Annotated in this window: 21 protein-coding genes; 2 read left to right on the top strand and 19 right to left on the bottom strand. The window is 36.9% G+C overall.

The genetic code is table 11. From position 1 onward, the window contains the following. Positions 1 to 32: 32 nt before the first annotated feature. Genes APB85_RS11895 through APB85_RS11915 form a run of 5 tightly spaced genes read right to left on the bottom strand, consistent with a single transcriptional unit; the run spans position 33 to position 7,543 of the window. Positions 33 to 668, bottom strand: a complete 636-nt coding sequence (locus APB85_RS11895; RefSeq protein ID WP_057481502.1) for a GIY-YIG nuclease family protein — start codon at positions 666 to 668, stop codon at positions 33 to 35. A gap of 3 nt (positions 669 to 671) precedes the next feature. Then, the gene (locus APB85_RS11900) at positions 672 to 2,219 is read right to left on the bottom strand and encodes a restriction endonuclease subunit S (RefSeq protein ID WP_057481501.1); all 1,548 of its coding nucleotides are present in this window, start codon (positions 2,217 to 2,219) and stop codon (positions 672 to 674) included. Further along, complete coding sequence (locus APB85_RS11905; RefSeq protein ID WP_057481500.1) at positions 2,219 to 3,679, bottom strand: class I SAM-dependent DNA methyltransferase; 1,461 nt, start codon at positions 3,677 to 3,679, stop codon at positions 2,219 to 2,221. Before APB85_RS11905 ends, APB85_RS11900 begins: the two co-directional genes overlap by 1 nt. Positions 3,680 to 3,699: 20 nt before the next feature. Continuing rightward, positions 3,700 to 6,921: a type I restriction-modification system endonuclease gene (gene hsdR, locus APB85_RS11910; protein WP_057481499.1), complete on the bottom strand. Its 3,222-nt coding sequence runs from the start codon at positions 6,919 to 6,921 to the stop codon at positions 3,700 to 3,702. A 4-nt stretch (positions 6,922 to 6,925) separates the two neighbouring features. Further along, positions 6,926 to 7,543, bottom strand: a complete 618-nt coding sequence (locus tag APB85_RS11915; RefSeq protein ID WP_057481498.1) for a hypothetical protein — start codon at positions 7,541 to 7,543, stop codon at positions 6,926 to 6,928. A 187-nt stretch (positions 7,544 to 7,730) separates the two neighbouring features. On the opposite strand from APB85_RS11915, the gene APB85_RS11920 reads away from it, so the two are divergent. Then, positions 7,731 to 8,351 carry an SOS response-associated peptidase gene (locus APB85_RS11920; RefSeq protein ID WP_057481497.1) on the top strand — a complete coding sequence of 207 codons (621 nt, stop codon included), beginning with the start codon at positions 7,731 to 7,733 and terminating at the stop codon, positions 8,349 to 8,351. 12 nt (positions 8,352 to 8,363) lie between these two features. Here APB85_RS11920 and APB85_RS11925 read toward each other — a convergent pair whose 3' ends face one another. From APB85_RS11925 to APB85_RS11955, 7 genes are all read right to left on the bottom strand, one after another. Next, entirely contained in the window at positions 8,364 to 8,852 is a 489-nt protein-coding gene (locus APB85_RS11925; protein WP_037320628.1) for a hypothetical protein, read from the bottom strand. A gap of 475 nt (positions 8,853 to 9,327) precedes the next feature. After that, on the bottom strand, positions 9,328 to 9,786 hold the full coding sequence (locus APB85_RS11930) for a DUF6730 family protein (protein WP_057481495.1): 459 nt from the start codon (positions 9,784 to 9,786) through the stop codon (positions 9,328 to 9,330). Between the two features lie 11 nt (positions 9,787 to 9,797). Beyond that, entirely contained in the window at positions 9,798 to 10,670 is an 873-nt protein-coding gene (locus tag APB85_RS11935; protein ID WP_057481494.1) for a relaxase/mobilization nuclease domain-containing protein, read from the bottom strand. After that, positions 10,667 to 10,963: a mobilization protein MbpA gene (gene mbpA, locus APB85_RS11940; protein ID WP_057481493.1), complete on the bottom strand. Its 297-nt coding sequence runs from the start codon at positions 10,961 to 10,963 to the stop codon at positions 10,667 to 10,669. The genes APB85_RS11935 and mbpA overlap by 4 nt, the downstream gene beginning before the upstream one ends. Before the next feature lie 124 nt (positions 10,964 to 11,087). Beyond that, a complete protein-coding gene (locus APB85_RS11945) occupies positions 11,088 to 11,957 on the bottom strand; it encodes a toprim domain-containing protein (RefSeq protein ID WP_057481492.1) in 870 nt (289 codons plus the stop codon). Positions 11,958 to 12,156: 199 nt separating this feature from the next. Further along, positions 12,157 to 13,338, bottom strand: coding sequence for a VapE domain-containing protein (locus APB85_RS11950; protein ID WP_057481491.1), 1,182 nt, complete (start codon positions 13,336 to 13,338; stop codon positions 12,157 to 12,159). An 11-nt stretch (positions 13,339 to 13,349) separates the two neighbouring features. Next, on the bottom strand, positions 13,350 to 13,637 hold the full coding sequence (locus APB85_RS11955; protein ID WP_057481490.1) for a helix-turn-helix domain-containing protein: 288 nt from the start codon (positions 13,635 to 13,637) through the stop codon (positions 13,350 to 13,352). Between the two features lie 483 nt (positions 13,638 to 14,120). Between APB85_RS11955 and APB85_RS11960 the strand changes: the two genes are divergently transcribed. After that, positions 14,121 to 15,758 (top strand): hypothetical protein, encoded by a 1,638-nt coding sequence (locus APB85_RS11960; protein ID WP_057481489.1) that lies wholly within the window; start codon positions 14,121 to 14,123, stop codon positions 15,756 to 15,758. Positions 15,759 to 15,810: 52 nt separating this feature from the next. Here APB85_RS11960 and APB85_RS11965 read toward each other — a convergent pair whose 3' ends face one another. The 7 genes from APB85_RS11965 to APB85_RS11995 form a co-directional block, all read right to left on the bottom strand. Then, a complete protein-coding gene (locus tag APB85_RS11965; RefSeq protein WP_057481488.1) occupies positions 15,811 to 17,055 on the bottom strand; it encodes an NAD(P)/FAD-dependent oxidoreductase in 1,245 nt (414 codons plus the stop codon). A 34-nt stretch (positions 17,056 to 17,089) separates the two neighbouring features. Further along, positions 17,090 to 18,817 carry a gamma-glutamyltransferase gene (gene ggt / locus APB85_RS11970; protein WP_083482191.1) on the bottom strand — a complete coding sequence of 576 codons (1,728 nt, stop codon included), beginning with the start codon at positions 18,815 to 18,817 and terminating at the stop codon, positions 17,090 to 17,092. Between the two features lie 100 nt (positions 18,818 to 18,917). Continuing rightward, on the bottom strand, positions 18,918 to 20,504 hold the full coding sequence (locus tag APB85_RS11975) for an N-acyl-D-amino-acid deacylase family protein (RefSeq protein WP_057481487.1): 1,587 nt from the start codon (positions 20,502 to 20,504) through the stop codon (positions 18,918 to 18,920). After that, positions 20,505 to 22,058, bottom strand: coding sequence for a glutamate racemase (locus APB85_RS11980; protein WP_057481486.1), 1,554 nt, complete (start codon positions 22,056 to 22,058; stop codon positions 20,505 to 20,507). An 86-nt stretch (positions 22,059 to 22,144) separates the two neighbouring features. Further along, complete coding sequence (locus APB85_RS11985) at positions 22,145 to 23,791, bottom strand: hypothetical protein (protein ID WP_057481485.1); 1,647 nt, start codon at positions 23,789 to 23,791, stop codon at positions 22,145 to 22,147. Positions 23,792 to 23,821: 30 nt separating this feature from the next. Beyond that, complete coding sequence (locus tag APB85_RS11990) at positions 23,822 to 24,949, bottom strand: serine hydrolase domain-containing protein (RefSeq protein ID WP_057481484.1); 1,128 nt, start codon at positions 24,947 to 24,949, stop codon at positions 23,822 to 23,824. A 30-nt stretch (positions 24,950 to 24,979) separates the two neighbouring features. Then, positions 24,980 to 25,462: a hypothetical protein gene (locus tag APB85_RS11995; RefSeq protein WP_057481483.1), complete on the bottom strand. Its 483-nt coding sequence runs from the start codon at positions 25,460 to 25,462 to the stop codon at positions 24,980 to 24,982.

Consider the following 25,462-nt stretch of genomic DNA (forward strand, 5'->3'; position numbering starts at 1 on the left):
TTAATCAGTTGATTTTTATTATTGAAAAACACCTATCTCTCCACGTCCACATTAAAAATTGGAAACAAATCAGCAACCATTTTATCTTCTATATAAAATCGGTTCACCGCATTATTAACTGCCTCACTATCCTCCAGTTCCAACCAGGAGATTGCAATGTGTTTTTTAATATATTGGAGAGAGTGATTTTGAAATATTCGTTCTAAACCTATTCTTAGCTGACTTACCGTATTAGGCTTTTTTTCAAAAGAAAAAGGTTCATTTGTGCGATGTTTACCGTTTACATCTGTCCAGATGTTTTCAGTCGTGTAACGTAAATGCCCGGAGATTCTTTGCTTTAAATTGGTAGTTTTTCCAACATACAAACAAATCCGCTCATTGCAGGTAGCAGCTTGTAACCAGGCTTCACAAATCTGAACAGGTATAAGATCTTTTCGGTTGGATGGCCCCTTTAATTTATAACGCTGTTCGTTAATTTCCTTTTTTAATACCGTAGTATCACCTACCCACCAAAAGGCGTAAACACCAGCTTTTTTAGCTAACTCCGCAAAATCCTTTTTACCATTTCTCTCTAAAAGTTCTTTTACAAAGATTGGCGAAACGCCCTCCAATTTCTCCACTGATTCGGTAATTACTTTTTTATCAAAAACGGCTGGACCTGAATGCATCAATTATTCTTTATAAGTTTCTTTCTCTTCTGCAACTTTTAGCTGATTTTCCTGATCTAAAGTATACTCTTTACCGAAATCCTTAATTGACTTTCTTCGCCCAGAAGCTTTTTTAAGTAAACTTTCTGCCTTCAATCCTTCAATTTCCCTCAACAACTCCCTGGCATCTCCATCACTCGCTAGTTGCGGCACCAATTCTCCTTTAAAAGCTTTATGCAAAATAGCCTGAGGTAATTGTTCAATTTTAGCTTTTAAAAGCTCATATTTCTCCTGGATTTTATCGGCTTTTTCAAAAAGGGTTTCTACACGATTAACAATTTCTTGTTGTTCTTCAATTTCAATATCTGGAATTTTCAGGTTTTTAATTTTTTTTGCATTCAAATTGGGCTGGGTAATTGCAGTAGAATTTAGCCCCATTTCTTTTTGAAGTTGGGGAGATATTAAAGAATAGTAAACGAAATCGGTTAAAGCATTTTCATTAAATCGAAATCTTATCAGGTAGGCACTAGGTATTATAATCTCCGATCCAAAATATCGGGCCATTTTTCCGATGCTTCCCGTTCTCGTGATAAGTAAATCCCCTGTTTTGACCCTATATAATTCTAACTTATTAGGATCAGTAATTTCTACTTTGGGTATATTCTCGCTTATAACTATTTGTCCAGAATCGGACATATCCGTAGTTCTTACGGTCCTATAACCAGTATTTGAGTATGCGGTTTTATTGAAACGAGGACCGTAAAAAGAACTCTCGCAATATTTAGATAACTCTGTGAAACCCCATTCAAAATTTCTCCCCTCTCTCCACCCCTCCGTCAACTTCCCAGTTACAGCTTGAGCTAGAACCTGCTGACGAAAGTTTTGTAAAAGCTGCGGGATTTTAGCTAAACTGGCTTTGATTTTATCTGATCTCGAAAATAAATTATCCAGCTTGGCAACTATCCGCTCCTGCTCGGCTAAAGGAGGAAGAGGAATTCTATATTTTCTAACATTATTAACATTCAGGTTTTTCAACCCTGAACCAATTGCTCCAGTATGGGCTTGAGTCCTACCATAGTAACTGTTTAAATAAGCAACTAAAAAATCCGAATTAATTAATTCATGTATTGGTTTAATTAAAGTAAGACTTACATAAATTGCAAAATCAAACTCAAAAGGCACTTTTGCCGCTTCACCACAATTTCCAACCCTTGTATAAAGTACGTCCTCCAGTTCAGGTTTACCTCCAACTGTCAATTTAGAAAACTGTTCTTTTGATATATATTTAATTTTATTCAAATTTGCTTTAAATGGTCTTGCGTTCTGAGCGGAAAGAAAAGGTATTCCCTCATCAACATACCTTGGTTTCTTCGCAACGCCACACGTGACCAACCAAGTCACGTCCATGATATTTACGTTAAGCCAATTTTCAGGCAAACTAAAATCGAAATCAAAGAACCAATCTGTATTCCTAAATTTTTCTCTTAACTTCTTTTTAGAATTTGATTTTTCTCTATTGATTGCTTCGATAAATTGTAGCTTTAGATCAGCATATGGTAATTCCTTAGTCATTATTTCAACTCCTTTATCATCGCGTTTAACTCTGCAGTAATGCTATTTAATTCAGCCAAAGCTTCTTCGGCAATCTCAATAGGTTCTCCTAAATCTTCTCCATTACTAATACTTTCATCTGCAATTAAGCCTAAATCCAGGCTATCATCCTTTTTGGCGATTTCTTCCCTGCTTATAAATTTCCAGCGCTCATCTTTAATTTGCTTTCTTTTTTCATCGCTAATATTGCCATCATAATCTGCTTCCACATTTTCTACAGAAATCCCACCTGTATAAGCTTTTACGAAATCTTCAAATGCTGTCTCGGTGAAAGGGGTGCGTTTTCCGTAATTGGGAACATTGGTTCGCATATCATAAAACCATACTCTTTTGGTATTTTCAATTTCCGTAGTGCTTCTGGTAAAAAACAACACATTGGTTTTTACACCTGCTGCATAAAAAATTCCGGTAGGTAAACGAAGAATGGTATGCAAGTCACATTTATCCATCAGGTCACGACGAATACGTTGGCCGTCTCCATCTTCAAATAAAACATTATCGGGCAATACCACCGCAGCACGGGCTTTCCCATCTCTCTTTAAACTACGATAAATATGCTGTAGAAAATTGAGTTGCTTGTTGCTGGTGGGAAAAGTAAAATCGTCCCGGGAAGGCCGCTCCCCACCTTTCTTAGTACCGAAAGGCGGGTTTGCCAATACGCCATCATAATTTTTTAAACCTTTACCAAATTCAGTTAAAGTATCCGCATAATAAATTTTGCTTTCCAAACCGTGCAACCTGGCGTTCATCAAAGCCAGACGGTGTGCATCACCAACCAGTTCAACTCCACTAAAAGCTTCTTCCTCCTGGAATTTCCGTTCCTTTTCTGAAAGCTTATAATAATTATCATTTTTATCTCTCAGATACTGGTTTGCAGAGATCATAAAACCAAACGTACCGGCCGCGGGATCGTTCCAACGTTCTCCCAGTTTCGGCACCAAAAGATCAACCATTACGTTGATGAGAGGCCTGGGCGTAAAGTACTGCCCGGCACCACTTTTCTTTTCACCGGCATTCTTTTCCAACAGGCTTTCGTAAATATCACCCATCGTATCCCGGTCATCTTCCTCATACCAGTCTATCTTATCAATAGCCTGCACAAGCGTATCAAAATTCACGGGTTTTTTTAAGCTGGTAGATGCATTGGTGTATATCTCTTTTATACTTTCACTTGTGGAGGAATTACTAATTTCCGCAAGAAATTTGCGGTAGCGGACAAAAGCTTCATTGTTATCATCTTCATCAACAAAACTGCGCCATCTGTATTTATCTGGGATATGCTCCTCAAATCCTTTTACTTCAGATAACTTCAGAAAAAGTATATAAGTTAATTCGTTTAGATATTGGTGATAGGTAACTCCGTCATCTCGTAAAACATTACAAAGTCCCCATAATTTTTGTGCTATTTGGTCTGCGCTCATTCGTCTATTCTCAATTTATTTTAAGATGCTGAATATAGATTTTCATTCAACATTTTCAGGATGTCATCCAGGTTATTTTCAAAAATTTTATCCAGGCGTTTATAGCCTCCATCCCTCTTAAAAGGATCTTCATTCAGGTCTTCTTTTGTTAAAACAGTTTCTTTGAGCAACTGTGCCTCAAAACGCTCAATCCATTTAAGTTGAATTTTATTCCAATCTTTTAAACTTCTTATTTTTTCGATGGCATTCCTAATCCGCTGTTCGTGGCTCACCAAATGTGTATCCAGAGCCATAGTCCGAATAAAAGAAATAATGTCGGCCGCTATTTCTTCATTTTTAGCAGATTTCCAGGCAGTGCTTAGGGTTTTTGCATTATAGCCTTCCTGATCCAAAGCAAGTTTTAATTCCTTAAGCGACTTCCTGTCCAACTCTGAAGGTTTGGTACAAATAATATCCAAAGCAGTGAGTTTATTACGGTTTTGCTGAATAAAACTTCTAAAGCTTTCTATATAATCCTCTGGCTTTTTGGCTCTACCGTAACCTCGTTCTACTCCAAGCACCTCATCAGGATGCTCCGAAACCAATTGTCTCCTCGGAATAAAAATTTTCTTATCCAGGAAGCTCCAGAGATTTTTATATTCACTGGCTACTCTTTTGGCTTGTGCGCCTTCTGTAGCTTTTAAAACTTTGATTAATTCTTCCGGATCTTTACCATCAGTCTGATACATAAATTCCTCTATCCGGTATTCTTCCAGATCTTTCTTTTTTCGTTGAATTTTAGCGATAATCTGCTGAAGTTGCTTTTCAGCACGTTCCGGTTTTTCAATAACTTCCAACTCTTCAACTAATTGCTGAAATGATGTAGCGGGATTAGACACTGTTTTCATTTGGGTATAATCCTCTAAAGCTTCATAAACTCTTACAGTATCATAGATTCTGAAAAACTGCTTATCGATTTCAGGGCAAAGCCTGGTGGCTCTTCCCAACATTTGCTCAAATAGAATCCGGGACCGTACCCTACGCATAAAAACGATATTAGTTATGTGCGGTACATCTATTCCCGTAGTTAATAGATCAACAGTTACTCCTATATTGGGATATTTCTCATTTTTAAAGCGCTTGGTGAGATCCTCAGGATCATAAGTATTGCCCGTAATCTTTTTTATAGATCCTTCCGGCACATCAACTCCAATCGCTTCAAATTCCTCAAAAAGCATTCTTACAATAGTATCGGCGTGAGAATCCCTCACGGCAAAAATCAAGGTTTTTTCATCTCCTTCGGGATCCAGTTCCTGAACCAATTGTTTAATTACCTCCCGGTTAAAAGATTCGGTGATCACCCCTTTATTAAACTGCTCAATTTCTACTTTCAGTTCATCTTCCAGTTCAGCCAGTTCTTCTATTTCATTGGTTTCAGGATTGTAAACTTTTGGCCGCTCTCCTTTTTTCCACAGAATTCCTTCCTCACTTAATCTTGTTTTAATAATAAAAGGTGGTTCGTGATCTACAAGATATCCATCAATGACAGCCTCCCTATAGGAATAACTATGAACGGGTTTTCCAAATATTTTTTTGGTATGAAGTGCAGGCGTAGCAGTAAGACCAATAATATGTGCATTAAAGTATTCAATTACACGTTTATACTGTCCTACGTAATCCTGCTCATTTTTAAAGTAAAAATCGTCTTCGTCTATTTCCTTGTCCAAATTATATCCGCGGTGTGCTTCATCTATAATTATGCAATCATAAGTATCTATAGGCAATGGATCATTTTCATTGTAGAATAATCGCTTCACCAAACTTTGAACGGTAGCAAAATGCAGCCTGGTAGTATCTTCAGGAATATTCTGGTTCAGATCTTCTACCTGATAAACTTCGGCAAAGGTATTTACGTTTTCAATTTTATTATCCTTGAAACCACCTAGAGCCTGGTTTGCCAGTAAACGCCTATCGGTTAAGAATAAAATTCGCTTAAACCGGTTTGATTTGATAAAGCGATAAGCCAGTCCCTGAATGGTTCGCGTCTTACCTGTTCCAGTAGCCATTACTAACAACGCCCTTTTATCATCAGGACTTTTGATAATCTTATTTTCAATAGCCTTGATGGCATCAATTTGATAATATCTTAATCCAAGACCATTCGGGTTTTTCAAATATTCATAATCACTCTTTTCCAGCTTTTGATTGGCCTTTTCTACATCCCGATCAAATAGTTCTTTTAACCCTTCAGGTGAAAACCAACCCAGTAAAGCATTTGAATGATTGCGGTGGTTACGAACATCTAAAAACCAAATACCACTTTTTGTTTTAAGTTGTTCTAAATATGGTCTCCCGTTGGTAGAAAAAAGAAACGGCACGTGATGTTCCTCCCATTTTCCAAGAAAATTACAGATTCCATTTGGCTCAATGCTTTTAGCGTATCGCTTTGACTGATATAAATCGGTAGAAATATCTGAAGCATATTTCTTAGCCTCTACAATTCCATACAAATCCTCTCCAATAAAAAGTGCATAATCTGCCCATTTTGAACCACAGGGCCATTCAGCAATTGCTATGTTTTTACCCTTTTCAGGTACGGTTTTATTCTTTTTATAATTGAAAGTTTCTGTATCACACTCCCATCCTGATTCTCGAAGTTTTTCGTCAATAAGGTCACGGGTTTCCGCTTCTGTTTTGGTCAGATTGTTAGCTACTACTTTAGACCTTTCCTTTCGTTCTTCTACTACATTCTCTGAAGCATTTAAAGAGGCTATCTTTTCTTCATAATTGACAACCTTTTTTGAAAGTAGTTTTAATTCTTCCTCTAGTTTTTCAACAGATTTTTGTTCTTCGTTAGAAGGTAATTTATATTCCTCTGTTTCCAGATAATCATTTTCATATGTTTCATAGAACCACCTTGCTAATTGGTAAGATTTTTTTAAAACGAAAAATGCCTCCCGGTTTGACCTTTCTCCTTGATGGCTCGCTTTGTTTCCAGATATTCGTATAGTATGCAGAATATCTTTTATAATCTCAGGAATTATATTAGAACAGAATAACTGTTTTATTCTTTCCATCTGGTTTCCCTCAAAACCATCCAGCCCTTCAAATTCCCAAACAAGTTTTGAAATTTTTTCTGAAAATAATCGAGCTTTCGCTAAAGAAGAACTTGGGTCAATATGTATTAGCTTCTCAGCAAGTTCAGCAACTTTATAAAGTTCAGGATACGTAGGTTCGAGGAAAGAAAATTTAGAGTTATTCATAAGTCTATACTCCTTCAAAAAATTGTACTGCGAATTGACAGAAATCTATAATAACCTCCTTATCAAGATCAAACTCCTTTCTACTACCTAAATAATTTTTGGTTTTTGGAGTAATTTCTTTTCCCGCTATTAATTCTTCAACTGTAATACATTTTATATGTTTCTTTGAGACAAGAATTATAAATGCATTTTGATATGGATAATTCTCTGGTAGGTTTTTAAGCTTAAATTCACCGCTTGCTCTAAATTTTACTTCTATAAAATATACCGCTTTCTTGTTTGGATTTTGGATAACGAAATCAGGCATCCTTCTAATATCATCTGCCACATCAGTTCTTACCCCTTTTAAAAGGTCCATAATTCCGGGAATAGTATTCTCCATTCCGTATCTAAAAACATTATAATTTAAGCTTAGAAAAAGTTCCTGAATTAAGGTTTCCGCTATTCTTCCTTTAATCATGTTATAGCGGTAATTTCGGTCTTTATCGGAAAGCCCGGTTTTAGTCTCTCGGGGTTCTTCTTCTAAAACTGCTACTTCATTGCTATCATCGCTCTTATAACAACCATAACATAGACCTCCATTAAATTTAGTGTAGGATCCACATTGAATACATTCTGCCATTAAAAAATTGGTAATTTGGGTTAATTAGCTAACTGCGGTAGGGCGCAAATGAATTGAACGTAAATATAGAAAAATCTTAGAGAAACGTTAAGGAAAGGATGTTCCATTTTTTTGCTCCCAAAAACTGCCATTTTCTATCTCTTCTAAAATTAAAGAGATTTCAGTAAATTGTTACAAATACAAAACCATGTGCTACCGTACCAAATTAAACTCTAAACTCAGCGAAATAGAGCGTAGCCTTGAAGCTCGATTTATTGACCCAGATGAATATAAGCCACAACTGGAAATTAATGCTTTTACTTTTTCAAAAACGTCGGTAATTTCCGATGAAAATCAAGGTGAAATCCAAATGTTTAATTGGGGTTTAATTCCGTTTTGGGCCAAGGATGACAAGATTAAGAAGATGACCCTAAACGCTAAGATTGAAACCATAGCTGAAAAACCTTCTTTTCGGAATTCAGTAAAAAAACGTTGTCTAATTATAGCTGATGGTTACTATGAATGGCAATGGAAAGATCCTAAAGCAAAAGAAAAACAGAAATATTTAATTACTCCTACAGATCAGGAGATTTTTGCCTTCGCAGGTATTTACTCTACCTGGATAAATCCGGAAACCGATGAAACCTTAAACACTTATTCTATCGTAACCACCGAAGCAAATGAATTAATGGCTGAAATTCATAACAACAAAAAAAGAATGCCGGTAGTATTAAAAAAACAGGATCATCAATCTTGGCTCAATGGCACCGATCATTCAAACTTCGCATTTCCTTATGAAGTACCTTTAATTGCAACTGCGGTTGAGTAAATAATTGGTTATTCAACTCTCTTCAGATAATAAATTATTTAAACAGCGTGTTATTGCTATTCGAATATCATCCGCTTCTGTCTCCCCACGACCTTCAGCAGTACAGGATGAAATTAAGACATTAGAATCCGATGAAATAAATTGAATTGTAACCTCTATTGTGTAGCTACCTAGGCCTGTATTCCTTCTACCACTTTCACCATAGTTAACTATTAAAGTTTCATTAGCCAACTCACTTTTTAATTCTGGGATTAAAATAAATCCATCTTTAACTAATATCCCCGAAATAACATCCCTTGGATTTACGCTTTTGCTTGTTGAATAATATTGACCATTGACTGATGCGCCGGAGCTTGAAGTCAAGCTACTTGTTTGAGAAATAAAAATGTACTTGTAAGCACTAATGGATTTATTTTTAATTGATGTCACGGGTTGTAATGGAGCACAGCTACTTAAAATGATACTTGAAATTAAAAAAATTAACAGTCTTATTTTTTTCATTTTCTTAATGTTTTAATAAGAATTGCTGTATGTAGCTATAATTGGCGATATAAATTTAAAAATCAATAGTTTAACTATTTTCCTAGAGTTTCTAAAATACTACTTTTTTAGCAAAAACCTTTATAACAACCAATCAGATTTGGAAGTTCCTAAAACTAGTTTATTCGAAATACCCTGCCCCATAATCTACCATAATCTGCGCTGGATCCTCTGCTGTTTTTATAGCGTACGGGAAGTTAAGCGTAAAGTAAAAACAGCAGGGGGCGCAACCTATTTAATTTTATAAAACCAGTAAATTTCTGCCTGTTTTCAGGGTCTTTCAAGCCATTTACTGGTAATCTCCTCGCTTTGCACCAACTATTTAAAAAATTGCACTAAACTTTACTAAATTTTTGCCGCAAATTTCAACGGTTTTACTGAGGGTTACAGGGCATTTGCCGCAATTTTACTAATTTTTACACCAGGGCATTTGTCATTACAAACCCTGGTATCCACCCTGTATCCACTCGCAGTATGCCTGGTGGATTTTCGGATACGCTGCAAAATAATCTTCATATTGGGTATTCTGAGATTCCATAATCGTTCGGTAAACTTCAAAATTGTCTTCTACCTTTTCTTTGGAGGTATAACCAAAATACCCCACGAAGCCTAAAGCAATAATTCCCGATATTCCGAAAAGAATCAGCAGATAATTGGGTATGATCCTGGCGCGCTTTAATTTCCGGTCTATCTCCTTTAGTATTTCATCTGTTTTTCCCTTTTCTATTTCCTGTTTTTGCAGGAATGTGTTCAGGTTCTTTTCCAATGCTTCCGTACTAATGGGGATGCTCATCTTTTCTAACTGTTCCGAGAGCTTTTGAAGCTCCAGCACTGCCGTTTTGAAATCCTTCATTTCATCGGCCATCAGTTCCATAATCTCATCTAGTTTTTTCATCACTTAAAGTTTTAATATCCCATACCTATTCCGGTATCTCTTATAATTTTTATTGTTCCTTTTAAAATCTCTTTAGCTATTTTGGTTGAAAGGTTGCTGCTTAGTTGCACTGTCTTATCCAATACCTGGAAGGTTTTAGGTACTTCTTTTAGCCTTGTGAAACTTTTGTTTTGGGCGATCTGGGGAATTAATCTATTCCCACTCATCGACCGGTCCACTTCACTCGCTTTTAGATTTACTCCTTTGTATTCCACCCGGAACCCCTGTAGTTGATTGGCTTTATTGATGGTGGGAATCACTTCAACCTTTTGGGCTTTCATCTTACTGATATATTCATCTAGCGATTTTGGTCTGGACTGAAGTACGCGATCATGTATATTTTTAATTTCTTGTCGCAAGTGCTTTAATTCGTGTAGTTTTTCCTTTTGTACTTCCCGAACCCTAGTAAGTCCTAATTCTTTAGCAACATTATCTGCGGCTATCTGGCTTCGTTTTCCGATAAAGCTGTCATTGTAAGCTTTGCCATCAAAACCAATCCTGTTGGTATAGATATGAACGTGAGTATGCGCCTTATCCCGGTGTACAAACCCAATGGATTGATTGTTTTGCAGGTTCATTTCCTTTAAAAACTTCTTGGCAATCTCTTCCAGATCTGTTTTACTCAGATCCTGTCCATCTTCGATCGTCGGGCTTACGATAAAGCTTAAGGTATTATTAATACAGCGTTCATTTTGCGACTGGATAATCCTAAACTCTTCGGCTATTTCCGCTGGAGTATCTCCGGCCACGTGTTCTCTAAGCACAACTTCAGCATCTTTCTCCTGGTTCCAGCCATAGGAGATGGAAACCCTGGTGCCAGAAACGCTATGCCCCTTCCCAATCATTTTTTAAAGTTTTTTAAGTGATTCCTGATTTCTCTGGCAAGATCTTCCACTTCCCTGGCCAACTTCGGATCCCGTTTTTTAAACATATTTCCAATACGGGTAAAGTTATTCTTGTACTGTACCAGCATTTGGTAGGTTTCTACTTGTTCCGGGGTAATTCGTTCTACGATATCTTTATCAAAGGCCGTGGCTCTTATATATTCTGAAAGGGAAATTCCTGCCCTGGCCGCTCTTCTTTGAAGCAGCTTCTTCTCGTAGATCGAGCAGCGAACCTGGATGTATTCCCTTTTCATTTTTTCGTTTTAAAATCTTTGCAACCATCGGGCGCAAAGCAAGATTGTCATTACAATGACACATCTTGCTTTTCCCTTTCAACTGAAATTCTCCGATAGGGGTTCCCTATTTACCAAAGCCTCATTATTTTAAAGTCAGGGATTTTTCAGCTTTCAATTTTTCATTTAGATCTATATAGTCACAGTAGGAATTGCTGCAATCAGTCACATTCTGAAACTGATTTAAAAGCGAGCCAGCTGCTTTTTTACCTGCCGGATCATTATCCAGATAAAGCAGGGCCTTTTCATATTTAGGGATGAGCATTTTTATCCTTTCCAAAAAAGCCAGGGAGTTTAAAATGATGCAATCTGAATTTTGTACTAAGTCTTCATCAATAGTAGCCAGGGAAAGAAAATCAAACATCCCCTCCGTGATGATTAACTGCTTAGATTGTCTTTCAAAAAATGAAAAGGTTTTTGGTCTACTGGAAGTTTTAAAGTATTTATTTCTAAGTTCCCAGCCTCTTTTATAATTTTCAAGGCCAAGTGCAAAAAACCGTTTTCCTCTACAGCGATACCAAACCTGCGTGCAGTATTTTCTACCAATCTCATATGGTATATTGCGTGAATGCAGATAATCAATTAATGCTTTCAGGTGAATAATTTGAACGTCCAGGATACTAATTTCTGGTTCCTTAGAAATAGGTTCAATATTCGGCGGGCTAAAAGAAAGAGAGCTCATATCGTTCTTTAAAAATTCCAGGGTTTCCCTTACAGACCAGGATTTCATAAGCATAATGAGATCAATAGTATTCCCTCCTGTTCCTAACCCGAAGTCAAACCATAAATTTTTAATCAAAGAGACGCTAAAAGAGGCTTGCGTTTCTGACCGCAGGGGACTCAGAAACCAAGCTTCTTTTTCCGTTGTCCTGGTGGGAAAGTGCCCTAATTTTGCAAGCGTTTTTACGATGCAAATATTACGGGCACTTTTACACGATAAGTTATTTAAGTTCATTTTTTGATTTTTTAGTTACCTATTTACCCAAGGCTTATAAACACTGGGTTTTAATTCTTTTTTTGCTGTTTTTCCTATCTACCATAATTACCCTGAGAGTAGATAGGGTAGATAGTTTTTGATATCTATTTACCCAGTGAAACTCCCTTTGTTTATAGCCTCTTCAGGGCTTTTGGGTAATTAGGGTAAATAGATTTTATTAAAATTCTAAAGGAGAGGTCTTGAACCTTTGTTTGATCAGATAACCATAACTCCCATTTTGAGATGATTTTACCCTTTCATAATTCTGAGCTTTTAGAGCTCTTCCCATATAGTACATGTTCAATCGCGGATTGATACAATTTAGCGCTAGCACTATATCTGAGGCCGTTTTAAAGTCGGCGGGATCTGAACTCTTGCGATAGTATTTACAGAGCAGTTCTTCTTCCATACTGGCTTCCCGGTAAGTCTTGTTCCTTTCTTCATTTGCAATGATATCCTCCAGGGTCATTTCCGGGTTAAATTGTTCATCTACATAGGCTAAATAATAAGCCTGAGCCCATACTTTGTCTATATCTACTTCCCGGGAGTAAGCGAAATCAATCTTACCAATAAGCTCAAAACATAGCCAACGCACAGAACCGGTTTCATCATTAAGAAAGGTGGCTCTGTTTGTAGATCCTATAAAACTGCAGATCCTTCGCAGGTTTGAGTTTTTACGATCATAAGGCAGCCTTTCATTGATCATCGTTTTTGAGAAATAAGCTTTAAGCGCATTTATTTCTTTTCTGGCCAGCACAGATAATTCATCCAGATTGATGATAAAATTTCTGATAAGCTGAATCCTGGCGTCTTTATCTGTGGTCATATCTTCAGCAAAATACTTTGATAAAGCCGGTGGACAGAGAAACCTGCACCAGGTTGATTTTCCAGAGTTTTGTTCTGAATGCACTAAAACCAAACATTGCTTATTGAAGTAATTTTCATCCAATGTACCCTTAACTGTTCGCACCAGCCATTTTCTGAAATGATAAAGAAATTGTTCAGGTTCTTTAGCCGGAAGGTAGGAAGCGAGTGTTCTTATATGATCTCCACCAACCCATTTTGGAAGCTTATCAAAGTATTCCGCAATGGGGTTAAATCTGGGAATTAGATTAGACCGTAAATAGATGTCCAGTTTACCCGGATTAATCTCAATGTTCGATTTCGCTAATTCTATAAGTAGAGAATTCACTTCAAAATCTTCCCAGATATTGGACTCCTTAATCCGTATCTGAAACTCGTGAGATATTTCATTAAACCTGATATCATATTTATCAGAAACATACTCCTCCACGGCATCATAGATCGTTTTTTTCTTCTGCTCAGCAACCTGATAGAGTTTGGATTCAAATTTCTTCATAACCCAAGGCTTTAAAACCTTTTATTTCTAAAGGTATATTCCACTGCTCCTCTCTTAATTTCATCTTTAGAAGAATGACTATTATTAAGTAGCCAGTTATCCAGTTTTTCACGTGAGAAAAAGATTAATTTACCTTTGGGTTTAGAAAATGGAATTTCTCCCCTGGCGGTAAGTTTGTACATATAACTTCTTGAAATTCCTGTATAATCACAGGCCTGGTCAAAAGTCAATACGGCTTTTTGAGCGCGGACTAATTTCTCTATACGGTCCAGTTGCTCTAACATTTTTAGTTCGTTCATTTTTGAAAAATTTAAGATAGAAAATGAACAAAAGCGCTTTTGTAATTCGAATTCTGGAACCAAAACTAAGATGGGAAATAATAGGATGTGTATGCTTTACATACCACGTATGTAAAATACCAGGTTAGGTATACAATAGGGTTAATAAGGAAAAGTAGGAATTAAAAGTTATATGTAAGCACATATAAAATGGACAAGATTCTGCATATTATATGTCCATGCATACAATCCTGCAGTAATTAAATTTACACAGACAGATAAATTTGGTTCTCCATTACATTCTATTGAAAAATTGTGCTAAAGTATATGTCTGTTCAAACATCTAGCCTGTTCACGATTCGTGAACATTAAAAAACCTGAACAAAAATTTAACCAGTGTAAGATAAATGACAAACCTTCAAACTAATTAAGAATACATCGTTTTTCAAACTAATAAATTAGTTTTATATTGCCAACTACCGAAATACTTAGCTTTTAAAGTTTATGAAAAAATCATTTCTTTTTTTATTCATCATATTTCTTTTAGTTTCCTGTCAACCATATCATCCTTTAAGTAAACATAATTACTATAATCGAAGTAGACTATATAATGAACCACTGGAGCTTCAAGTGCAATACTTCGGTGATATTCAATTAAAATCTTTAAGCGACCTACCCTCCAGGGAAATCAAACGAAAAATTAAAGACGTTGAAGACGTAAAGGCTAAGGATCTATTAGCTTACGGCACCACTAATGTAAACCCGGAATACGAGGTCTTCCTATTTATCAAGGAAAATATCAGGAAAGTCAACGCGGGTAAAGGAACTTTGATTTCTAAAGATACTATATCCAGATCGGTACTTTTTAAAAAAGAAAATCCAGATCAAACGGCTTATTTATATATCAAGGCGAAAAACAACAATAATAGTTTAAACTCCCTCGTGAACGATGGAGAATCTATCATAAATTCGCATTCAACCGGTAAGGAAGGAAAAGAAAAGCTCACTTATAATAAAGTTTTCAATGCAGTCAAAAATTCCCCCAATTACCTAAAGGTAAGAAAGGAATTAAATACTGCGCCTGTAGAAGAAAGTGATGCCAATGAGTGGATGCAATTCCAGTACCTGGCTACCATAAATTCCCTTTTCTCAAACAATGATACGTATAAGGGGCAAATCGAAAATTTCGAGAAAAATCGAAGAGAACAATTAAAACCAATCCTAGATACCCTATTGCAAAACTCAGAGATCATAATAAATAAAGAAGTTACCGATGAAATTTCCGAATTAGCCAAAACTAAAAGGGTGGTGATGCTTAATGAAAATCACTGGTATCCAAAACATAGATTATTCGCAATATTATTATTGAAAAAATTAAAAAAGAGTGGTTATACGCATTTGGCATTAGAAGCACTTTTCCCAAACCAGGATCAAAAAATAAACGAAAGAGGATATCCTACTTTTAGTTCAGGGTATTATATAAGAGAACCCAATTTTGGTAAGCTAATTCGTAAGGCTAAAGAATTGGGTTTTGTAATCATTGGCTATGAGAATGAAAATCAGGAGATCAACAGGGAACTAGGCCAGGCTCAAAACCTTCAAAAAATCCTGGAAGAGCATCCGAATTATAAAATCTTTGTCTATGCCGGGCTGGATCATATTCTTGAAGAAGAAACCAAATCCGGTAAACGAATGGCTGTGTATTTTAAAGAACTTACAGGAATTGACCCGCTAACTATTAACCAGGCTGATATGGTAGGAAACACTCAAAATGAATTGAATTTGATACCTCAAAACCTGGTAAACTCCTTTGAGAAACTAGATAAGGCAGTTGATTTTTTTGTGATCAATAACCTAAAATTTAGTTCTCAAGACAGCATAGTCGGGGAAAATAACACTCAGAAACTCACCATTAAATCACATCGATTTGAGGAACTAAATGCTGAAGAAGTACTCATAAAAATATATAAGGAATCTGAATATGACATCTATAAAAGTGGAAGTATTCCAGTACGAGCAACTTTAAAAAAACCGTCTGACAAATCGATAAGTTTTAAGCTACCACCAGGAAACTATACTATTCATTTTAGCTCTTTAGAAAATGATAACATCATTATATTTAATAAAACTATTGATTTTTAGTAGATTACCTAAATTTTATCTCAGCTCTTTAGGCTATAATAATTAGCTCAGTCTAGAATTTTCTATGTAAAGAGAAGGGTTCAAGTTTTATGCTAGGTTCTTTCTCCGAAATTAACTGACTCACTAATTTTCCGGTTATAGGACCTAAGCTCCACCCAATCATTGCATGCCCAGTAGCAATAGTTATATTTTGGTATCTATGGGATTTCCCTATATATGGTAAACCATCAGGAGAAACAGGCCGCAGCCCCGACCTTACGTTTTTCATCTCTTTATCTGTTATATTTACATCTTTGTAATAAGTTTGGGCTGCTTTTTTTATAGCTGAAACTCTTTCTGATCGTATAATTTCATTTTGGCCTGAGAATTCCATAGTGCCAGCAAACCTGGTAAAACCATCCATAGGTGTAACCGCAACTTTTACTTCGGTTAAGATTGTAGGAATACTAATTTTATTTGCGGTAAAAGAGTCTATACTATAGCCTTTTCCTCCCTGCAAAGTTAAATTAAGACCAAGCTTTTTAGCCAAATTAGAACTCCAGCTTCCCGCAGACAATACAAATTCATCACCATCATAAAATGATTTAGAAGTTCGAATACCCAAAATTTTATTATCCTCGGTTTTAATTTCTGTAACCTCTTCTTCCGTATTAATTTCCACCCCCAGCTTCAGTAAATATTCATAGAAGTTTTTCATAAAATGATTGGGAGTGGTATGTGAATTATTTATATAGTGTACCGCGCCAGCTATTTTATCTGAAAGGGAAGGTTGTAAATCCAGGATTTCATCACGTGATAAAAAATTTACATTAACACCTTCATTTTCTATTTTCTTACCTTTCTCTATTTCTTCTTTTTCACATTTTCGGGAAGCAAAAACAGACAGTAGGCCTTTTTTATCGTAGTGAGGTTGAAATTCAACTAAATCCAGTAATTCTTCGTATAGCCGTTGACTTTCCGAAAGAAGTTCCTTTAGAACGGGAATTGACCTTTCTACGCGAAATTTTGTAGACGATTTTCTAAATTTCCACGCCCAGTTAAAGAATTCTGGGTCCCATCTTGGTTTAATATAAAATGGACTGGATTTATTCCACATCATCTTTAGCCCTTTGTTTATCATTCCTGGAGAGGCTAATGAAAGGATATGACTGGGTGCTATAAATCCTGCGTTAATATTTGAAGCTCCTTTGGTGAGATCTCCTTTCTCTATAACAGTAACTGAATAGCCTTCTTTTTTAAGGTAGTAGGCAGAGCATAGCCCTATAATTCCACCTCCTATTACTATTACTCTTTTCATTTTAACCGCTTTAGCTGATATAAATTACTAAAATTTATTCCAATCCCATAGCCCAATCATCACCTCGTGGATCAGCTGCGCCCTCATAGCTACCGTCGGGATTCACCAAAATAGCATCGACTTTTCCTATGGAGCCTCGAGTTTTAACTTTATGTCCCATTTTCTTCAATTCTTCAATTACTTCCTGATCTATGGCATTTTTTTCCATATAAATTTGATCCGGTTTCCATTGATGATGAAATCTTTTTTCGGAAACCGCTTCAGTCATGCTCATCCCGTGGTCAATAACATTTAATATAGTTTGATAAACAGAGGTAATAATCGTAGATCCTCCTGGTGTACCTACTACCATAAATAATTCCCCATCCTTTTCAATTAATGTTGGCGTCATAGCACTAAGCATTCGTTTCCCGGGCTGAATGGAATTTGCGGCACCGCCTAAAAGGCCGTATTTATTTGGAACACCGGGTTTACTGCTAAAATCGTCCATTTCATTGTTCATTAGAAAACCAGCACCTTCCACAAAAACTTTAGATCCGTAAGCTGAATTAATGGTAGTTGTAAGTGAAACTGCATTGCCCTGGCCGTCAATTATTGAGTAATGGGTGGTCTCCTCACTTTCAGCAATATTGTCAAGTTCCATTGCTCTTATTTCCTGGCTGGAAGTTGCTTGAGATAAATCGATTTCCCCTGCCCGCTCTTCAATATAATCATCGGCTAAAAGTTCATCTATTGGAACATCCCAGAAATCTGAATCTCCCAGGTGTTTGGCCCTATCTGCATAGACTCTTCTTTCTGCTTCAGTCATTATATGAATAGTCTTAGCCGATTTAGAGCCGTACTTAGAAATTGGAAAGTGTTCTGATATTTTGAGTAATTGTACCAACGCTATTCCTCCACTGCTTGAAGGTGCCATACTGTAAATTTTGTGCCCGCTATAATTTCCTTTAACAGGTTTTCTCCAGGTAGATTTATAGTTCTTCAAATCTTCAAGCTCTATAATCCCATTTCCTGCCTTCATTTCGGCCACAAGGAGCTCAGCTGTTTTTCCTTCATAAAATCCGGCCCTACCATTATTTTTTATACGTTTTAGGGTAGCTGCGAGATCTTTTTGAACTAAAAGATCACCTTCTTTCCACTCGGTTTTCTTTATTAGTTTGACCGTCCTGGGATTTCGGTTATTCTCTAAAAAAACCTTTTTATAATTATTATAATTTCTAGCCTGGTGTGCGGTAATTTTAAATCCTTTGTTCGCTAATTTAATAGCCGGTGTAATCAACTCTTCAAAAGAAAGTGTACCGAAACGCTCGTGTGCGGTAAACATTCCATCAACCGAGCCAGGTACACCCGAAGCTTTTTGTCCATAAAGGCTTTGTCCTTCAATTACATTGCCTTCCTCATCCAGATACATATCTTCGTGAGCTGCAGCTGGTGCCATTTCCCGAAAATCCAGTGATGAAATTTCGCCGGAATTTTCTCTATACATTAAAAAACCTCCTCCTCCAAGATTTCCAGCTGAGGGATAAACCACTGCGAGAGCAAAGTGAACACCGACCATAGCATCTATGGCATTCCCGCCTTTTTTTAGTATTTCATATCCTACTCTGGTAGCTTCCGGATGTGCGCTCACAATCATTCCGTTTTTAGCAAAGGCTGTTTTTCCGGAATTGGAAGTTTCGGTAAATACTTTGGTAGCATCTGCACAGCCCAGAAGACAAACAGAAATTAAAATATGAACTAGAATTCTTGAGTAAACTTTCATTAGAAAAATGAATTTTTGATTATTGACGTTTCTTATTCCCTGTGCAGAGTAATTTATTTCAAAACCTTATTAAAATTATAGGTACGAGTTCCTACTTAAATTAAGGTTTTGTATTTTGATGTTTCAGTGCTTTACCAGCCAATTTATTAGCAAATTCTCCATTTCGTAAAACAATTTCACCATTTACAATTACCAAATTCATTCCTGTGGCTAACTTTGAAGGATCCTCAAAAGTAGCGTGATCTTTCACTTCATCAGGATCAAATAAGATCAAATCGGCAAAATTACCTTCTTCGATTTTCCCTCTTTTTTCAAAACCAAATGTTTCCGCTACAAGGACTGACTGGTTGTGCAGTAGAAAAGGCAAATCTATAATACCATCTTCTTTATAATATTTTCTCATTTTTGTTGAAAACGAGCCGTATTTCCTAGGATGGCCAGGAGTTCCATCTGATCCGGTCATTACCCATTCCTGTTGCATAAATGAATTTAAATCTTCATCGGTCATATTATAGCTCACTACCCTAATTTCACCATCTGCTTTAAGCGCCTTTATCACAGTTTCAGTAGGAGTTATATCCCAGTTTGAAGCAATTTCCTTTAGGGAAAGTCCGTTTAACTTTTCGTCCTCCGCAGAAGAGAAAATAAGTGTTTCGGGGCCTCCTCGTCGCCTGATATTTTCTTTGATTCCAGCTTTTAGACTGTCTTGAAGTGTTGCGTCATTAAAACGTTCTATCAAACTTTCATAACCACCCTCTTCTGCCCATCTCGGGATTACCGCTGCGATAAGGTTGGTACGCGAAGCTGGGTACGGATATTGGTTTGCGGTTACTATTAGTCCTTTTTCCTGGGCTTCTTCAACCATTTTAATAACCTCGGCACTCTTTCCCCAAACATCTTTCCCAAGGGCTTTAATATGGGAAATATGAACAGGAATATCCGATTTTTCGGCAATCTCCAGTATTTCTTCAACAGATTTTATTAAGCCTATGGTATAGCTGCTTTCATCGCGCATATGCGTGTCGTAAATTCCTCCATATTTCGATGCCACTTTAGAAAGCTCGATAATCTCTTCGGTTTCTGAATAACTTCCAGGGGAATAAAAAAGCCCGGTAGAAATACCAAAAGCACCGTCTTTCATAGCCTGAGCCACGAGATCTTTCATTTGTTTCAAGTCATCGGCATTTGGCTGCACATCCTTTAATCCCAAAACTTCTTTACGAACAGAACCATGACCTACTAAAAGCGCGGCATTGGTGCCAATACCGTTACTTTGCCACTCATCTAGCTTTTCCCCAATCGGAATTGAGCTGGAACCATCGTTTCCGGTTACAATGGTGGTAACGCCCTGCATTAAATAAGGCAAATTGGCTTTACGATCTTCACGGGAAAGATCATAGGTTAAATGTGTATGCGGATCTATAAATCCCGGTGAAAGGATTTTTCCATCAGCTTCAATAATATTTGTGGTCTTAAAATTCTGGGAAGCGGCATCGCCCAAAAAAACGATTTTATCATCTTTAACTCCAACATCAAGGTTTTTAAAACCGGTTTCTTTATCTATAAAAACTCTGGAACCGGTAATTAAATAGTCTGGCTCCGTAATTTGAGCATTTGCACAACTACTTATTACAATAAACAACGCAGCCAATATTAAAAAACTGCTCAATCTAATTTCTTTCTTCATTTAATCTATTCTTGCTGATTCTTCTAGGTATTCGGTTTTGGGATTGGAACGCGTAAATTCTTCCACCAGTTTATAGGTTTCCGGTATTGAATTTTTAAAACGATCCAGAGTTTCTTCTGAAATATTATTTTTGCTAAAAGGCACTACTTTAACATATTCCTGAATTTCACCCTCGGTTCTTCCGTATTTATACTCGTAAGGAAATCTCCCGTTATCGTCCAACTGAACATTTTCATTTTCGGTATTAGGAACGCTTATAAAAAATTCGCTGTTCATCATATCCCCGGAAGGATTGAAAAGGTTTTTCTGCTTCATATACACATACAACTCCTCGGCAACATTAACAGCGGGATCTACAATAGCAATATCTTCTGCCATAAAATCACGATAGATATATTCGCCATCTTTCTGATAGTTATAAAGTTCATCCAACACCTGATTGATTTCTGCGGTTAAATAAGGATAATGCGTACAGCCCAATACAATAGCTTTTAAGGGCTTTGGATTATTGGCGTTTCTTATTTTTTCCAATAAACTCACCACATGGTAACGCACATAATTTTCAGAATCGTTAATCTGAAGAATTTGGCAATCATCAGTATCTTTATTATCACATAGCATTTTACCGTGATCAAAATCAAAATTGTAGATATCCATTAAAGTTTTGTCAATCTCGAATTTTTCATCATTTAGAGAAGGTCCCCGATAATCTTCCCGGGGCTTTTCCAGATCTTTATTTATAAAATCAGGTTCTTCATCTACTGCTTCAGCTATTCCGTGGCCACCCTGGTTAAAAACCTGGATTTCCCCGATATAGCCCAATTCATCTTTCACCTTTAACAACGTATTTTCATAACCTTTGGAAGCAATGGTACCCACCGTGGCCATTACGCCAATAGAGCCATTTTCATCCTTTCTCAGGGTAGCAAGAGTTCCGCGTGCACCTGCATCTATTACACCAATTACTTTTAATTCAATTCCCGTTTTATCAATAAATTCCCTAATAAATTCACTCCCGTAAGCGGTAGCGGTATTACAAGCAATTACAATTGATTTAACCGATTGCTTATCCTTTTGAAAAACAGTATCCCTGGCTTCTCGATAATATTTATCTGAAAGCAGGAACTGGGTATCTTTAAGGATATGTTCTATCAATAAATCGGTTTTTTCTTCGCTGGAATAATTGCCGTAGGGCATATTGGCCTGATCTGCCAAATAGATAAATTTCTCTGAAGTAAAATCGGGCGCACCATCGCTCCCTTTTTCCTGATTTTGATTATTGTAACTATCAAAATTAACCAGCGCATCCAATACCGTCAATCCGCCTGTACCAGAATCAAAAACCCCAATGGGTAAACTATTATCCATCTCAGGATAATCTTCAAAATTTACGTGGTAAAATGAATCTTCTTCCTCTAAAATAGTGGAAACAATTGCCCGGTCTTTTTCTTCGGAATTTTCATTTTTTGCAAGGTCTTTTTTACCGGAATCTTTACAAGAAAGCCCAAAGAATACCAGGAAAACTAATAAATACTGACTTTTAAAATTTTTCATTATAAATGTTTTAAAAAAGCAGAGCCTGACCATGAAGAACGAATTTGCTATCACCTAAGTCTTCAAGCCAGACTCCATTTAATTGGCTAATTTGCTGTCTTCATTTCAAAAATAACAGAACCGGAAGTCTCAGTAGCTAATTGATTGATTTTAAAGACGATCAAGGTACCATCTTCAACTTCGAAGAAAATCACATCATCTTGTTTAACTCTCCGTATTCTGTCCCCAGGACCATTTTCGTTTTCAACATAACCTGGCATATCTTCTACTTCTGCCAAAGCGTTTTGGTATGCTTCACTAAGTTCCTCTTCTGAAGAAAGCCCTTCAAAAAGAGCAGCTGTATCAGAATTACCGATATTTACAAACTGGCCATCATTTTTAGTATCCCAGCCTTCATAAACAGCAGTTTCAATATCAGAACCAAAATATTGTAAACCACTACTTGCAGGCGCCAGGAAATTAACTCCTGTACTGGCACCTACCAGCATTATGAAATTAACATCTGCTTGGTTAGTTGTAGCGTCTTCAAGACTGTAAACCGTCTGGTTAGCAATGTTAAAATAGCTTCCTACACTACTATTATCCTGGCCTCCCATTTCTATTTCAGGGAAATAAGCAAGCTCCCCTCCTTCATTATCATCATCATCATCTTCTCCTTCTCCCGGATCAACAGGTTCTACATCAGGATCGGCTGCGGTTTTCATTTCAAATTCTACCATTCCAGCTGTATCTGGCAGTATTGAGGTTATTTTCAATACGGCTATGGTACCACTTTCTGTTTTAAAGAAAATAATATCTCCAACATTTACTCTTCTAACCCTATCTCCAGGTCCGTTCTCATTTTCAACATAACCGGGCATACTGGTTACATTAGCCTGGGCTTCTTCAAAGGCAGAAATAATATCTGCTGAAAATTCTAAATTATTAAAAATAGCTTCGGCATCATCAAGATTACCAATATTCACAAATTCGCCATCATTTTTAATATCCCAGCCATCATATACAGCATCGCTAATTTCTGATCCGAAATATTGGAAACCACTACTTGCCGGTGCAAGAAAATTAATACCGGTAGAAGCTCCTACAAGCATACCCAGGTCAATTCTTTCCTGATTGCTGCTCGCTTCTGGAAGTGTATAATCTGTAGCTTCTTCTATATTGAAGAAACTTCCAATATCTGAATTATCCTGACCACCAAGGGCTAGTTGTGTATAATAGATGATATCATTTATTTCCTGAATTGGATCTTCTTCTGGAGCTTCCTTTTCTACCTCCAGGACCATAGCTTCGGAAACTTCATTTTCTTCCTGCTCTACCACGAAATCCAGGGTAATCTTATCTTTATCCTGGCGCTCCTCAGCTACGTGATATTCAAATTCGATAGTTTCGGTATCTTCTCCGCTCAAATCGCGGCGATATTCTGGAAGTTCTGTTCTTTCTTGTACTACAACACCCTCAGATATTATTTTTTCGTACACCGAGAAACCGGTAGCCACTTTTTGACCTTTATTGATCTTTACAGTAAATTGATGTGTGGAATCGGGTGCGGTATTAAAGCTTTGACCAAAATATTCAGGATCAAAACTTATTTGAGCATCCTGCCTGGCAGTATCTTCTTCTATATCCTCAAGATCATCATCAGATGAACAGGAAGAGGCTAAAAAACCTACTGTCATTAAGCAAAGAAGAATATAGCCTAATGAGCGCTGAATGTTTATATATTTTTTTTCCATTGTTTTAATTTTAAGTGAAAAGAATTACTTCTACTCCTCCAGTGAAGCGAGGATATAGTCTTCTACTAAACTGGCGATATCGGTGAAATGATCTCCCGGCGTACTTCCCTGACTTAAAGAAGTAAGTACTACAATAAGATCCAGTTCCGGAATTGTCATCATATATTGCCCACCGTGGCCAATAGCGGAGTAGGTGCTGTACTGGTTAGCTTTTACCAGCCACCACAAATAACCGTAACCTTCAATTTCAAAAGGTCTTGAAATGCCCTGTGGTTCCACTTGAAATTTTATACTTTCTTCTATCCAGTCTTCTGGAACAATACGTTGATCTTTATAAATCCCGCCGTTGCTAACCATTATGCCTATTTTGGCTAAATCGTAAGGTTTAACATATACATTATTACCCCCTTCGTTGTATCCCTGTGGATCGGTTTCCCAACGGGTTACTTCTATATCCATAGGTTCATAAAGGTATTTTTGCGCAAATTCTAGAGAACTCATTCCCGTAGCTTCGGTAAGAATAGCTGATAACAAATGGGTATCTCCTGTACTATAGGCATACCATTCACCTGGATCGGCTTCCATTGGTAATTCCAGCGCGTGGCGCAACCAATCATCACTATTTGTCCAGGCGGAATAATTATCCAGACTTGTAGACTCCAGGCCTGAAGTCATCGTCATAAGATGTTCTATCGTAATCTCCTTTTTTCGGGGATCCATCTCATCGTTGTATATCTCCGGTACGTAATCGTATAAAGTTTCATCTATACTTTCTATAAAACCTTCTTCAATAGCAATTCCAATTAAAAGATTAAGTATACTTTTTGATGATGATTTAAGGTTACTTGCCTGTCCTTCAGAAAAATTATTGTAATAATTTTCGAAAACCAGAGTATCATTTTTTATTACAAGTAGGCTATGTAAACGCCCCATTAGGGCAGCACGGCTGTCTACTTCTCTAAATTTTTCGGGATTAAAACCCAAATCTTCCGGTTCTGCTTCTGGAATGTCAAAAGACACTTCCTCATCGGGATTAGGATCCGGAACCTGACTTCCATTATCATCTGTATTATTTTCATCACCAGAACAGGAAACCGCACTCACTAAAAATGTAAGCACTACAATAAACTGTTGTAACATTATCTTATTTTTTTTCATTTTAATAAATTTTAAATGGCTCTAGAGCTATTACTCAACTTCAAAATCGATCACACCACCATCACGCCCTTGTGGAACACCGGTAGGACTCTCTCTCACCTCATCTAAAGTTGCGGTAAGGCCGTTTACATTTCTAACAACTACCTGGAACTCGAACTCGGTTCCGCTAGGTACATCGGGCACGGTATAATTAATTAAAAGGGAATCGGTTCTGCTTAGCTCAGAATAAGCTTCCTCATATGGGAAAACTCTTAAATCGTCCAGTTCGGGATGCCCATCTACCTGAGCAAAGAAGTCGACCTGTTCTATAGAATCATTAGACCAGTATCTTAGATCTAAAGTAATTTCTGAACCTGAGGAATAGTCTTCGTCAGACGTAGTGAAACTTGCAATTATAGGGGTACTTCTTCCGGTTTCCTCGACATTTTCTTCAAGCCAAAGATCATCGCTATAACAAGAGATAGCTGTGATGGCAATAAGGCCTGACAATAGTATTTTTGCTATATTTTTCAT

It is taken from the genome of Salegentibacter mishustinae (genome assembly GCF_002900095.1).
GTDB lineage: Bacteria > Bacteroidota > Bacteroidia > Flavobacteriales > Flavobacteriaceae > Salegentibacter > Salegentibacter mishustinae.